Source organism: Enterobacter sp. MGH 33, from assembly GCF_000534535.1.
In the GTDB taxonomy this organism is placed as follows: Bacteria; Pseudomonadota; Gammaproteobacteria; order Enterobacterales; family Enterobacteriaceae; genus Enterobacter; species Enterobacter hormaechei_C.
On the sequence record NZ_KI973212.1, the window covers coordinates 90,923 to 105,450 of the forward strand.

9 protein-coding genes are annotated in these 14,528 nt (G+C 58.1%); 4 read left to right on the top strand and 5 right to left on the bottom strand.

Annotated elements, in window-relative coordinates; all coding sequences use genetic code 11:
* The first annotated feature begins 137 nt into the window (after positions 1-137).
* Both ppc and L379_RS23325 read left to right on the top strand, forming a co-directional pair.
* The gene (gene ppc / locus L379_RS23335; protein ID WP_032651959.1) at positions 138-2,789 is read left to right on the top strand and encodes a phosphoenolpyruvate carboxylase; all 2,652 of its coding nucleotides are present in this window, start codon (positions 138-140) and stop codon (positions 2,787-2,789) included.
* A gap of 206 nt (positions 2,790-2,995) precedes the next feature.
* Positions 2,996-4,099, top strand: coding sequence for a bifunctional L-1,2-propanediol dehydrogenase/glycerol dehydrogenase (locus L379_RS23325; RefSeq protein WP_032651961.1), 1,104 nt, complete (start codon positions 2,996-2,998; stop codon positions 4,097-4,099).
* 92 nt (positions 4,100-4,191) lie between these two features.
* Here L379_RS23325 and katG read toward each other — a convergent pair whose 3' ends face one another.
* The 4 genes from katG to metB all read right to left on the bottom strand — a co-directional run bounded on the left by katG (position 4,192) and on the right by metB (position 11,216).
* Complete coding sequence (gene katG / locus L379_RS23320; protein ID WP_032651964.1) at positions 4,192-6,372, bottom strand: catalase/peroxidase HPI; 2,181 nt, start codon at positions 6,370-6,372, stop codon at positions 4,192-4,194.
* 144 nt (positions 6,373-6,516) lie between these two features.
* A complete protein-coding gene (metF, locus tag L379_RS23315) occupies positions 6,517-7,407 on the bottom strand; it encodes a methylenetetrahydrofolate reductase (protein WP_003862045.1) in 891 nt (296 codons plus the stop codon).
* A 213-nt stretch (positions 7,408-7,620) separates the two neighbouring features.
* Positions 7,621-10,053, bottom strand: coding sequence for a bifunctional aspartate kinase/homoserine dehydrogenase II (locus L379_RS23310; RefSeq protein ID WP_017383103.1), 2,433 nt, complete (start codon positions 10,051-10,053; stop codon positions 7,621-7,623).
* A gap of 2 nt (positions 10,054-10,055) precedes the next feature.
* Positions 10,056-11,216, bottom strand: a complete 1,161-nt coding sequence (gene metB, locus L379_RS23305) for a cystathionine gamma-synthase (RefSeq protein ID WP_032104301.1) — start codon at positions 11,214-11,216, stop codon at positions 10,056-10,058.
* Between the two features lie 275 nt (positions 11,217-11,491).
* On the opposite strand from metB, the gene metJ reads away from it, so the two are divergent.
* Positions 11,492-11,809 (top strand): met regulon transcriptional regulator MetJ, encoded by a 318-nt coding sequence (metJ, locus tag L379_RS23300; RefSeq protein ID WP_006179183.1) that lies wholly within the window; start codon positions 11,492-11,494, stop codon positions 11,807-11,809.
* A gap of 48 nt (positions 11,810-11,857) precedes the next feature.
* Here metJ and rpmE read toward each other — a convergent pair whose 3' ends face one another.
* Positions 11,858-12,070, bottom strand: coding sequence for a 50S ribosomal protein L31 (gene rpmE / locus L379_RS23295; RefSeq protein WP_003862040.1), 213 nt, complete (start codon positions 12,068-12,070; stop codon positions 11,858-11,860).
* A 200-nt stretch (positions 12,071-12,270) separates the two neighbouring features.
* On the opposite strand from rpmE, the gene priA reads away from it, so the two are divergent.
* Positions 12,271-14,466 (top strand): primosomal protein N', encoded by a 2,196-nt coding sequence (gene priA / locus L379_RS23290; protein ID WP_032651966.1) that lies wholly within the window; start codon positions 12,271-12,273, stop codon positions 14,464-14,466.
* Positions 14,467-14,528 lie beyond the last annotated feature (62 nt).

Here is a 14,528-nt window from a genome sequence, read left to right on the forward strand (position 1 = left end):
TTTATTCGTTTGCTGAACCGTTTTCGCAGCAATTGACGACAGGGGTTTTACGTGGCTTTATAAAGGGAGATGACAAAATAATGTCCAGAAGATTTTCGCATGGGCATAAACAAAAATGATGGGGTGACTGGGTTTTTATGAACGAACAATATTCCGCGTTGCGTAGTAATGTCAGTATGCTCGGCAAAGTGCTTGGAGATACCATCAAAGACGCACTGGGGGAGAACATCCTCGACCGCGTTGAAACCATCCGCAAGCTGTCCAAATCTTCCCGCGCCGGTAACGAGGCCAATCGTCAGGAGCTGCTCACCACCTTGCAGAACCTCTCTAACGATGAGCTGCTGCCCGTTGCCCGCGCCTTCAGCCAGTTCCTGAACCTGGCAAACACCGCTGAGCAATACCACAGCATTTCGCCAAAAGGCGAAGCGTCCAGCAACCCGGAAGTCATTGCCCGCACCCTTCGTAAACTCAAAGACCAGCCCGACCTCAACGAAGCGACCATCAAAAAAGCGGTAGAATCCCTTTCGCTGGAGCTGGTGCTGACCGCACACCCAACTGAAATCACCCGTCGTACGCTGATCCACAAAATGGTGGAAGTGAACAACTGTCTGAAGCAACTGGATAACAAAGACATTGCCGACTACGAACGTAACCAGCTTATGCGCCGTCTGCGCCAGCTGATTGCCCAGTCCTGGCACACCGATGAAATTCGTAAGCATCGCCCAAGCCCGGTAGACGAAGCCAAATGGGGCTTTGCGGTGGTGGAAAACAGCCTGTGGGAAGGGGTCCCCAACTACCTGCGCGAGCTGAACGAACAGCTGGAAGAGAACCTGGGCTACCGCCTGCCGGTTGATTTTGTTCCGGTACGCTTCACCTCCTGGATGGGCGGCGACCGCGACGGCAACCCGAACGTGACGGCGGAAATCACCCGTCACGTCCTGCTGCTGAGCCGCTGGAAAGCGACCGACCTGTTCCTGAAAGATATTCAGGTGCTGATCTCCGAGTTGTCGATGGTGGAAGCGACGCCGGAACTGCGCGCGCTGGCCGGTGAAGAAGGCGCCAGCGAACCGTACCGTTTCCTGATGAAAAAACTGCGCGGTCAGCTGATGGCCACTCAGGCCTGGTTGGAAGCGCGCCTGAAAGGCCAGCGCCTGCCGAAGCCGGAAGGTCTGCTGAGCCAGAACGAACAGCTCTGGGAGCCGCTGTACGCCTGCTATAAATCTCTCCAGGCCTGTGGGATGGGCATCATTGCCAACGGCGAACTGCTCGACACCCTGCGCCGCGTGAAGTGTTTCGGCGTGCCGCTGGTGCGTATCGACGTTCGTCAGGAAAGTACCCGTCATACCGAAGCACTGGGCGAGCTGACCCGCTACCTCGGCATCGGCGACTATGAAAGCTGGTCAGAAGCCGACAAACAGGCGTTCCTGATCCGCGAGCTGAACTCCAAGCGCCCGCTGCTGCCGCGCAACTGGGAGCCAAGCAACGACACCCGCGAAGTGCTCAACACCTGTAAAGCGATCGTGGATGCGCCGAAAGGATCGGTGGCCGCCTATGTGATCTCCATGGCGAAGACCCCGTCCGACGTGCTGGGCGTTCACCTTCTGCTGAAAGAAGCGGGCATTGACTATGCTCTGCCAGTGGCCCCGCTGTTTGAGACCCTCGACGACCTGAACAACGCTAACGACGTGATGACCCAGTTGCTGAACATCGACTGGTATCGCGGCTTTATTCAGGGCAAACAGATGGTGATGATTGGCTATTCCGACTCCGCGAAAGATGCGGGCGTGATGGCAGCCTCCTGGGCGCAGTATCAGGCGCAGGATGCGCTAATCAAAACCTGCGAAAAAGCCGGTATTGAACTGACCCTGTTCCACGGACGCGGCGGCTCCATTGGTCGTGGCGGTGCGCCTGCACACGCAGCGCTGCTCTCTCAACCACCAGGAAGCCTGAAAGGCGGCCTGCGCGTGACCGAGCAGGGCGAGATGATCCGCTTCAAGTACGGCCTGCCGGAAGTGACCATCAGCAGCCTGTCGCTCTATACCAGTGCGATCCTGGAAGCCAACCTGCTGCCGCCGCCGGAGCCAAAAGAGTCCTGGTGCCGGATTATGGACGAGCTGTCTGACATCTCCTGCGACCTCTATCGCGGCTACGTGCGTGAAAACAAAGACTTTGTGCCTTACTTCCGCTCAGCCACGCCTGAGCAGGAGCTGGGTAAACTGCCTCTGGGTTCGCGCCCGGCCAAGCGTCGCCCGACCGGCGGCGTTGAATCGCTGCGCGCCATTCCGTGGATCTTCGCCTGGACGCAAAACCGTCTGATGCTGCCGGCCTGGCTGGGTGCCGGTGCGGCGCTGCAAAAAGTGGTGGAAGACGGAAAGCAGAGCGAACTGGAAACCATGTGCCGCGACTGGCCATTCTTCTCTACCCGTCTGGGCATGCTGGAGATGGTCTTCTCGAAAGCCGACCTGTGGCTGGCGGAATACTACGATCAGCGTCTGGTGAAACCAGAGCTGTGGGCGCTGGGTAAAGAGCTGCGCGAGCTGCTTGAAGGCGATATTAAAGTGGTGCTGGATATCGCTAATGACTCCCACCTGATGGAAGACCTGCCGTGGATCGCCGAGTCTATCCAGCTGCGTAACATCTACACCGACCCGCTGAACGTTTTACAGGCTGAACTGCTGCACCGTTCGCGTCTGGCGGAGGAGGAAGGTAAAGAGCCGGATCCGCGCGTTGAACAGGCGCTGATGGTAACGATAGCAGGCGTTGCGGCAGGTATGCGCAACACCGGTTAATGCTCAGTGCCCGGCAGCGCTACGCTTGCCGGGCACTTCTCGATCTTCCCCCTTCCCTGATCTCCCCCTCAATCTTTGCCACCGGTAAGGCAATCACGTTTCCCTTAGACGTAGCGCAACAAATGACCGGCACGCCGGGAGTAGAGTCGCTCTTAGTGCAGTTCGAACAGGACAGAATTTACCTCAAACACTAAGGGAGTAATGTTATGGACCGTGTCATTCAATCCCCGGGAAAATACATCCAGGGCGCAGATGTTCTCACTCGCCTCGGCGACTACCTGAAGCCGCTGGCAAATCGCTGGCTGGTGGTGGGCGATAAATTTGTGCTGGGTTTTGCTGAAGAAACCCTGCGCCAGAGTTTTAAAAAAGCCGGACTCCATGCCGAAATTGCAGCATTTGGTGGCGAATGTTCGCAAAATGAAATCGATCGCCTGAAAAAGCTGGCCGACAGCGCTGACTGTCTGGCGGTGCTGGGTATCGGCGGCGGAAAAACGCTGGATACTGCCAAAGCGCTGGCCCACTTTATGGACGTGCCGGTGGCCATTGCCCCGACCATTGCCTCCACCGATGCGCCGTGCAGCGCCCTTTCCGTGATTTATACCGACAGCGGCGAGTTCGATCGCTACCTGATGCTACCGCACAACCCGAACATGGTGATTGTCGATACCAAAGTGGTGGCGGGCGCACCTGCACGCCTGCTGGCCGCCGGGATTGGCGATGCCCTGGCAACCTGGTTTGAAGCGCGTGCCTGCTCACGTAGCGGCGCGACGACCATGGCGGGCGGCAAGTGCACGCAGGCAGCGTTAGCGCTGGCAGAGCTGTGCTACAACACGCTGGTTGAAGAGGGCGAGAAAGCGATGCTGGCGGCGGAACAGCACGTGGTCACACCGGCGCTGGAACGCATTATCGAAGCCAACACCTATCTCAGCGGCGTGGGCTTTGAAAGCGGCGGGCTGGCGGCGGCGCATGCCATTCACAACGGCATGACGGCGGTGCCGGATGCGCATCATTTCTACCATGGTGAAAAGGTCGCATTCGGCACGCTGACGCAACTGGTACTGGAGAACGCGCCGGTTGAAGAAATTGAGACCGTCGCCGCGCTTTGCCACAGCGTTGGGCTGCCGATCACGCTGGCGCAGCTGAATATCAAAGAGGATATTCCGGCCAAAATGCGGCTGATCGCGGAGGCGTCCTGTGCCGAAGGGGAAACCATTCACAACATGCCTGGCGGCGTAACGCCGGATCAGGTCTATGCGGCGCTGCTGGTGGCGGACCAGTATGGACAGCGATTCTTGCAGGAGTGGGAGTAACGAAAAAAGCCGGGTGGCGCTGCGCTTACCCGGCCTACATGGCACTTTAATTTGTAGGCCGGGTAAGGCGTAGCCGCCACCCGGCACATGGGTTACTTCACATCAAACCGGTCCAAATCCATCACTCGCGCCCACGCGGCAACAAAATCACGGACGAACTTCTCGTGTGCATCACTGCTGGCGTAAACTTCGGCCAGCGCACGCAGGACGGCGTTTGAACCGAAGACCAGATCGGCGCGGGTCGCGGTGTATTTCACTTCCCCGCTTGCACGATCGCTACCGGCAAACAGCTCGTTTGAGTCGTCGGTCGCTTTCCACTGGGTGTTCATATCCAGCAGATTAACGAAGAAGTCGTTGCTCAGCACGCCCTCGCGGTTGGTAAACACGCCATTCTTGCTGCCATCGAAGTTTGCACCCAGTACGCGCAAACCGCCGATCAGCACCGTCAGTTCCGGCGCGGTCAGGGTCAGCTGCTGGGCTTTGTCGATCAGCAGCGACTCCGTGGTGGACACATCCACCTGTGCGCGATAGTTACGGAAACCGTCGGCAACCGGTTCGAGCAGGTTGAACATCTCGATATCCGTCTGGTCCTGACGCGCATCCACGCGGCCTAGGGTAAACGGTACGTTAACGTAAACGCCAGCCGCTTTCGCCGCCTGCTCAACGCCCACAACACCCGCCAGCACGATGATATCGGCCAGTGAGGCTTTATTAGTGGTGCGCTGGATTGCTTCCAGAGCCGGTAACGCCCGCACCGCCGCGGCGTTCACATCCCAGTCGCGCTGAGGCGCCAGCGCCAGACGCGCGCCGTTAGCGCCGCCACGCTTGTCGCCGCCGCGGAAGGTCGATGCCGACGCCCAGGCCACGGAAACCAGCTCGCTCACGGAGAGACCAGAGGCCGCGATTTCCGCTTTCAGGCTTTCAATATCTTCCTGCGTCGGATGGAACACCGGCTGAGGCAGCGGATCCTGCCAAATCAGATCTTCTTTCGGTACTTCCGGGCCGATGTACCGCGCTTTTGGCCCCATATCGCGGTGGGTCAGCTTGAACCACGCGCGCGCAAAGGCTTCGTTGAAGGCCTGCGGATCGTTCAGGAAGCGACGGGAAATTTTCTCGAATTCCGGATCAAAACGCAGCGTCAGGTCGGTGACCAGCATGGTTGGCTTGCGTTTTTTCGACGGGTCGAACGGGTCAGGCATAATTTCAGGCGCATCCACGGCTTCAAACTGAATGGCGCCCGCCGGGCTACGCGTCTGCACCCATTCGTATTTGAACAGGTTCTCGAAGAAGTAATTGCTCCACTGGGTCGGGGTTTGAGACCAGATAACTTCCAGCCCGGAGGTGATGGCGTCAGCGCCAATACCGGTGCCGTGCGTGCTGGCCCAGCCCAGGCCCTGCGCTTCAATCGGCGACGCTTCCGGGTCAGTGCCCACGTGCGTGGCTTCACCTGCGCCGTGCGTTTTACCGAGCGTATGTCCGCCCGCAATCAGCGCGACGGTCTCTTCGTCATTCATGCCCATGTTGCCAAAGGTGGCGCGGATCGCCGCCGCCGCAGACAGCGGTTCACCGCTGGCGTTCGGCCCTTCCGGGTTAACGTAAATCAGGCCCATTTCGGTGGCCGCAAGCGGGCGCTTCGCCAGCGCTTCCGGGTCACGGTGGGTCAGCCAGGCTTTTTCATCGCCCCAGTTCACGTCCAGATCCGGTTCCCAGACGTCTTCACGCCCGGCACCGAAACCAAAGGTGCGGAAGCCGGAGTTCTCCAGCGCCACGTTACCCGCGAGGATAAAGAGGTCAGCCCAGGAGATTTTTTGTCCGTATTTTTGCTTAATTGGCCACAGCAGGCGGCGAGCCTTATCCAGGCTGACGTTATCCGGCCAGGAGTTCAGCGGTGCAAAGCGTTGCTGACCGCGTCCGGCGCCGCCGCGACCGTCAACGGAGCGATAGGTACCCGCACCGTGCCAGGCCATACGGATAAACAGGCCCGCATAGCTGCCCCAGTCGGCAGGCCACCACGGTTGTGAGTCGGTTAACAGTGCTTTGAGATCGCCCTTAAGGGCGGAATAGTCGAGCTTGCTGAATTCTTTGCGGTAGTCGAAGTCTTCACCCAGAGGGTTAGAACGGCTGGAGTGTTGATTAAGTAGATCGATGCGAAGTTGTTTAGGCCACCATTCTTTGCTGCCGGTACCTGCACCCGCGCTATGATCGACGCCGCCCTGGTGGAACGGACATTTGCCGGCGGATGCCGCGTTATTGGTCTCGTCTGACATGCTCATCGCTATGCTCCCTTTACAGTGTTACCGTTACGATATACACCACTAGCGATAAGAGATAGTTGAATTAATCCACAGATTCGATAGCTAATACCTTTTAACTCTCCGTTCGATTAAAAAACCCTCATTTTATGAGGGTTTTTTACTTTACAGCGCCGGGCGAACACCGAGCGTATGGCAAATGGCGTAGCTCATTTCCGCGCGGTTCAGGGTATAGAAATGGAAATCTTTCACCCCTTCGCGACTTAAAATCTTCACCATGTCCATCGCGATATTGGCCCCCACCAGCTTACGGGTTTCCGGATCGTCGTCCAGCCCTTCGTACATTTTGGACATCCACAGCGGAATGCGCACGTTGGTCATATCTGCGAATTTCTTCGCCTGTTTGAAGTTCGAGACCGGCAGAATGCCAGGAATGATTTCGACATCAATACCCGCCGAGACGCAGCGGTCGCGAAAGCGCAGGTAGCTTTCCACGTCAAAGAAGAACTGAGTAATCGCGCGGTTAGCACCGGCCTCCACTTTACGCTTCAGGTTGAGCAGATCCGCCTGGGCGCTTTTGGCTTCCGGGTGAACTTCAGGGTAGGCGGCCACGGAGATATCAAAGTCGGCAACGTCTTTCAGCAGCCCGACCAGATCGGCGGCAAACATCTCTGGCTTGCCGCTGCCTGGCGGGAGGTCGCCGCGCAGGGCCACAATGTGGCGAATGCCGTTATTCCAGTAGTCCTGGGCAATGGCGCGTAGTTCATCACGGGTGGCGTCGATACAGGTCAGGTGCGGTGCCGCTTCCAGACCGGTTCGATCTTTAATGCCCTTAATGATGCTGTGCGTGCGGTCACGCTCACCGGAGTTGGCGCCGTAGGTTACGGAGACGAACTTCGGCTTCAGGCTGCTCAGGCGATCGATAGAGCTCCACAGGGTTTGCTCCATTTCACTGGTGCGCGGCGGGAAAAATTCAAAAGAGACGTTAATCTGGCCGTTTACTTCGGCCAGGCTCTGATTCAGGGCTTCCCGCTGGTTGGCGTGAAAAAAGCTCATACCTTACCTCTATCTTTCGCGTGTCGTTGTTTGTTGTGTTGTGAACTTCTATACGTTTAGACGTCCAGATGTAAAAATGACGGAAAAGCGGGATGACGTCAACAGAAATAATCAACATTAACGGTGAGGTTTGTTCAGGGAAGATGAAGGGCGCTCATGATGGGGGTGAGAAGCACGCCCTCTCCCCATTGGGGAGAGGGTTAGGGTGAGGGGTTACAGCAGCTTAGCCAGACGATTAATATCAGACTGAATGGCTCCGGCGGTGACATCACGTCCCGCGCCCGGGCCACGGATCACCAGCGGGTTATCGCGATACCAGCGGCTTTCGATGGCGAAGACGTTGTCGCACGGCAGGAGCGCCGCCAGCGGATGTTCAGGACGCACCGCCTCCACGCCCACGCGCGCTTTACCGTTCGCCTCGAAACGCGCCACGTAACGCAGCACCAGGCCCATCTCGTTAGCCGCTTCCAGACGTTGCACCATCTGCTCGTTCAGCTCGTCACCGTTCTCGAAGAAGTGATCGACGGACCCTTCCTCGCAGCCCGCAGGCACCAGAGACTCGACGCGTACCTGACCCGGCTCAATGTCGTAGCCGGCTTCACGCGCCAGGATCACCAGCTTACGCATCACATCTTTACCGGCAAGGTCAACGCGCGGATCCGGCTCGGTTAAGCCCTGCTGCCACGCCTGATCCACCAGGTCGGTGAACGGAACGGTGCCGTCAAACTGCAAAAACAGCCAGGAGAGCGTGCCGGAGAAGATCCCGCTCAGCGCCAGAATACTGTCGCCGCTTTCAATCAGGTCGCGCACGGTATGGTTCACCGGCAGGCCCGCGCCAACGGTGGCGTTATACAGCCAGTGACGGCCCGTTTTTTCGAATGCGTCATGGATCTGACGGTATTTATCAGTGCTGCTCGCGCCCGCCAGTTTGTTGGCGCTGATGACGTGGAAACCGTGGCTGGCGAAATCCAGATACTGATCGGCCAGCTGTTCGCTGGCAGTCACGTCCAGCACCACCAGATCGTCGTACGGGTGCGCGCGCATCCACAGGAACAGCGACTCTTCATCCTGCTCAACCGCTTCATCGTTAAAGAAGGCCAGCGCCCGGCTGGCGTCCAGCCCTTCGTAGTTCAGCAGGCTGCGGCGGCTGTCCACCACCCCTGCCAGAATAAATTCAAACCCGGTACGCGCCGAAAGCGTCACCTGCTCGCGGGCGAACAGCTCCAGCCAGCGGGAACCGATGTTCCCTTTCCCGAACAGTACCAGGCCGATGCGTTTTTCCGCGCGGAACAGGGAGGTGTGCAGACCCTGAATCAGGCTTTCGGTTGGCCCTTTACGCAGCACGGCAACCAGACTGATGCCCTCTTCCGACTGCCAGGTGAACTCCACCGGCTGACCTTTCAGTTGCTGCCAGAAGCGGTGGCAGTGGAGCGGGTTACGGGTGACGCCCGCGCCCACCATCGCCACCAGCGCCAGCCCCTGACGCAGGCGAAGCTCGCCCGGCAGGCCCGCTTCATCCAGAATTTTCAGGGCGCTGTCCACCACTTCAGCGGTATAGCAGAACTGCAACAGCTGACGATCGTTATGTACGCCAACGGCCAGCGGACGCACCTGGGCACGTTTCAGGATGGTGTCGATATCTTTGTGTGCCAGTTTGAAATCCTGGCCCGCAGGCACCTGGAACTCAATCAGGCAGATGTCATCATGGCTGGTGACAATGCGCGCGCCCGTACCGGATGCCAGCACGCGTTCAATGCGGGTGGAACCCTGATCCGGCGTGTAGCTACAGCGTAGTTGCAGGTCGATGTCGCTGCCGGAAACCGGCTGTAGCGTGCGCGCGTGCAGCACCGGGGCCGCCAGACGCGCCAGTTCGCTCGCTTCGTCGAGACGCAGCAGCGGCAGCAGGCAGGCATCTTTTACTTTGCGCGGGTCCGCGCTGTAGACACCGGCCACGTCGCTCCAGATGGTGACGCGGGACACGCCCGCCAGGGCGCCAATCTGCGTTGCCGAGTAGTCAGAGCCGTTACGGCCCAGCAGAACGGTTTCGCCAGCATTGCTGCGGCTGATAAAACCGGTGACGACAATACGTTTACCAGGATGTTGCACCAGCAGCTGTTGCAGCAGCGGGTAAGACAACCCTTCGTCCACCTGCGGCTGTGCGGCACGTTCTGCACGCAGGAAATCACGCGCGTCGAGCCAGGCGGCTTCCACACCAAGATGTTGCAGCACGGCGGCCATCAGGCGCGCAGACCACACTTCACCGTGGCCAACCACTTCCGCATACACTGCATCGGTAATGCCGCTGTCCAGCAGAGCGGCCAGACGCTCAAGGTCGTGCGTAAAAGCGCTAATCAGCCCGTCCGCCACGTCCGCAGGCAGCAAACCGGCAATCAGTTCACTCTGGTAACGACGTAAGGACTGTTGCACCTGATGCGCAGAGAGGCGATCGGTCTGGCTCAGTTTCAGCCAGCTAATCAACTGGTTGGTGGTGCTGCCCGCCGCAGAGACAACCATCATGTCCCCCGGCTGTGAATACTCGGTCATGATCCCTGCGACACGCAGGTAACATTTCACATCAGCAAGACTACTACCACCAAACTTGTGCAGCTGACGACCCTTCGTCCCTGCCTGCGCTATCACACTCATGATTACCCCTTGGCTGCGACCCGGAAGCCATTTTCCAGATCGGCAATTAAATCTTCAGAATCTTCAATACCGGTCGAGATACGCAGCAGCGTCTCGGAAATCCCGGCGGCGGCACGTGCTTCGGGTGCCATACCTGCGTGCGTCATGGTTGCGGCGTGGGAGATCAAGCTTTCTACTCCCCCTAAGGATTCCGCCAGCGTAAACAATGACAACCCGCTCAGGAAGCGACGCAGCGTTTGCTCGTCACCGTCCAGTTCAAAACTTAACATCGCGCCAAATCCTTTCTGTTGGCGCGCGGCAATCTCGTGCCCCTGATTTTCCGGCAGCGACGGGTGATAAAGCTTCTTCACCAGCGGCTGGGTTTTCAGGAAATCCACGATCGCCTGGGCATTACGCTGCGCCACGTCCATACGCGGCGACAGCGTACGGATGCCGCGCAACAGCAAATAGCTGTCGAACGCGCCCGCGGTGACGCCAATGTTATTGGCCCACCATGCCAGTTCGGTGACTACCTCAGGATCTTTGGCAATCACCACACCTGCTACTACGTCAGAATGGCCGTTCAGATATTTAGTGCATGAATGCAACACCAGATCGGCACCCAGTGCCAGTGGGTTCTGAAGGGCCGGACTGAGGAACGTATTATCCACTACACTTATCGCTCCCGCATCCCTTGCGAGCTGACAAATTTTCGCAATATCGACTACGCGCAACAATGGATTGCTTGGACTTTCCACCAGCACCAGCTTCGGCTGCTCGGCAAGCGCCTGTTTCAGCGCCTGTTCGTCGTTTTGATCGACAAACAGCACACGGTAGCAGCCACGTTTCGCCAGGCTATCAAACAGACGATAGCTGCCGCCATAACAGTCGTGCGGCGCCACCAGCAGATCGCCAGATTTCAGGAACACCGTAGTCACCAGGTGAATGGCAGACATGCCGGTATTGGTTAATACCGCACCCGCGCCGCCTTCCAGTTCCGCCAGCGCGCGCTGGGTGACGTCACGCGTAGGATTGCCGCGACGCGAGTAGTCATGCGCGCGGGGTTCATTAAATCCGGTGAAATTATAGGTGCTGGAGAGATGAATTGGCGGGACAACGCAGCCGTACTGCTCGTCATCATTCAATCCGCTACGCACTGCGATGGTGGCCTGTTTACGCGTCATGGTGAGGCTTCCTGGCGAATGAGGTGAAAAGTCAGGCACCAGAGTAAACATTGAAAGTATGGACGTCAATACATCTGGACATCTAAACTTCTTTGCGTATAGATTGAGCAATGTGCAAATAGCCGTTAAAATTATATGCTTTAGGACACGCTACAGCGGCAATATCCGTGCCTCGGTATCGTCTCTACGGTAAACTACGCAAGATTACGGTTCAAAACTGATGGTTACCGGTTTTGCACCTTTAGATTAATGACTGAGAGGATTAAAGGTATCTCATGGCTGAATGGAGCGGCGAATATATCAGCCCATACGCTGAGCACGGTAAGAAGAGTGAGCAAGTCAAGAAAATCACGGTGTCCATTCCTCTGAAGGTGTTGAAGATCCTCACCGATGAACGTACGCGTCGTCAGGTGAACAACCTGCGTCACGCCACCAACAGCGAACTGCTGTGCGAAGCGTTCCTGCATGCGTTTACCGGCCAACCGTTGCCGAACGATGACGATCTGCGCAAAGAGCGCAGTGACGAAATTCCAGAAGAGGCGAAGGTGATCATGCGTGAACTGGGTATCGACCCGGATACGTGGGAATACTGATAAGCGGATACAAAAAAGGCACCTTGCGGTGCCTTTTTTTCGGGAAACTTATTTAGCGCCCGGGATGCTGAAACGCTTGTTGAAGCGGTCAACACGGCCACCGGTTGCAACATCACGCTGCTTACCAGTGTAGAACGGGTGGCATTTGCCGCACACGTCCAGGTTCAGATCGTGCCCCACGGTAGAGCGGATCTGGATAGAGTTACCGCAAGAGCAGTTTGCAGTAATCATTTCGTATTTCGGGTGAATATCTTTTTTCATGGGAGAACCTCAGTTAAGGCCGCGTCGCTCTTCCAGCCCTAACGCCAGACACCACGCGATGTTGAATGTAAGTTCTTTGGCGTAAAATACACCAAAGGCGGCGAATCATACAGAATTTGACCAACGTATGCAAACTGATCCGCACGCCGCTTTCACTAATGTGTATACTAACGCGCCACTTTTCAAGTCAGGAAGATTCGATGCCCGTCGCTCACGTTGCCCTGCCCGTTCCGCTTCCCCGCACCTTTGACTACCTGCTGCCCGACAGCATGAGCGCCAAAGCGGGCTGTCGCGTGACCGTGCCGTTTGGCAAACAGCAGCGCGTGGGGATCGTGGTGTCCGTCAGCGAACACAGCGAACTGCCGCTTAACGAGCTGAAATCGGTTGTTGAGGTGCTGGACAGCGAGCCGGTTTACTCCACCAGCACCTGGCGACTGCTGCTGTGGGCGGCAGATTATTATCATCATCCGATTGGCGACGTGCTGTTCCATGCCCTGCCCATTATGCTGCGCCAGGGCAAGAGCGCCAGCCACGCGCCAATGTGGTACTGGTTTGCCACCGAGCAGGGCCAGGCTGTGGACATTAACAGCCTGAAGCGCTCGCAGAAACAGCAGCAGGCGCTGGCCTCGCTGCGCCAGGGAAAAATCTGGCGCCATCAGGTCGACGAGCTTGAGGTAAGCGAAACCGCGTTGCAGGCATTAAGGAAGAAAGGGTTGAGCGAGCTGGCCAGTGAAGCACCTGCCCTTCACGACTGGCGCGACGGCTTTTCCGTCTCGGGCGATCGCCTGCGTCTGAATACCGAGCAGGCCACCGCCGTGGGCGCGATTCACAGCGCCGCCGATCGTTTTTCCGCCTGGCTGCTGGCGGGCGTCACCGGCTCCGGTAAAACCGAAGTGTATCTGAGCGTGCTGGAAAACGTGCTCGCGCAGGGCAAACAGGCGCTGGTGATGGTGCCGGAAATCGGCCTGACGCCGCAAACCATCGCGCGTTTCCGTGAACGCTTTAATGCGCCCGTTGAGGTTCTGCACTCCGGTCTGAACGACAGCGAGCGCCTCAGCGCCTGGCTGAAAGCGAAAAACGGCGAAGCGGCGATTGTGATCGGCACCCGTTCATCGCTGTTTACGCCGTTTAAAAATCTCGGCGTTATCGTGATCGATGAAGAACATGACAGCTCCTATAAACAGCAGGAAGGCTGGCGCTATCACGCCCGCGACTTAGCCGTGTATCGCGCCCACAGCGAGCAAATCCCCATTATTCTCGGGTCCGCTACCCCCGCGCTTGAAACGCTGCACAACGTTCGCCAGCGTAAATACCACATGCTGCGCCTGACACGCCGTGCGGGGAATGCCCGCCCGGCCATTCAACATGTGCTGGATCTGAAAGGCCAGCAGGTGCAGGCCGGGTTAGCGCCTGCGCTGATTAGCCGCATGCGCCAGCATTTGCAGGCGGGCAACCAGGTGATCCTGTTCCTGAACCGCCGCGGCTTCGCGCCTGCGTTGCTGTGCCACGATTGCGGCTGGATCGCAGAGTGCCCGCGCTGCGATCACTACTACACCTTCCACCAGGCTCAGCGCCATTTACGCTGCCACCACTGCGACAGCCAGCGTCCGGTCCCCCGTCAATGCCCGTCCTGCGGCTCAACGCACATCGTGCCGGTCGGTCTGGGAACGGAACAGCTTGAACAGGCGCTCGCGCCCTTCTTCCCGGACGTACCCATCTCCCGTATCGACAGGGATACCACCAGCCGTAAAGGGGCGCTGGAGCAGCAACTGGCGGAAGTGCATCGCGGCGGCGCGCGCATCCTGATTGGTACTCAGATGCTGGCGAAAGGGCACCACTTCCCGGACGTGACGCTGGTCGCCCTGCTGGACGTCGACGGCGCGCTGTTCTCCGCGGATTTTCGCTCCGCCGAGCGTTTCGCCCAGCTTTATACCCAGGTTGCCGGTCGCGCTGGTCGAGCGGGTAAGCAGGGCGAGGTGGTGCTGCAAACGCACCACCCTGAACATCCGCTGCTGCAAACTCTGCTGCACAAAGGCTATGACGCCTTCGCGGACCAGGCGCTGGCCGAACGTCAGACGATGCAGCTTCCCCCATGGACCAGCCACGTTATCATCCGTGCGGAAGATCATAATAACCAGCAGGCGCCGCTGTTCCTGCAACAGCTGAGAAACCTCCTGCAAGCCAGCCCGCTGGTGGATAATCAGCTGTGGATTTTAGGCCCGGTACCCGCGCTCGCCCCGAAACGCGGGGGCCGTTTCCGCTGGCAACTCTTACTTCAGCACCCCTCGCGTATCCGTTTACAGCAGATCGTCAGCGGCACGCTGGCGCTGATCAATACCCTACCGGAAGCGCGAAAAGTGAAGTGGGTTCTTGACGTCGATCCGATTGAAGGCTGAAGACGGATCGAAAAATTTAATGCGCCTCACACTTTTTATGAAAATTCTGTAACCGATTCCAT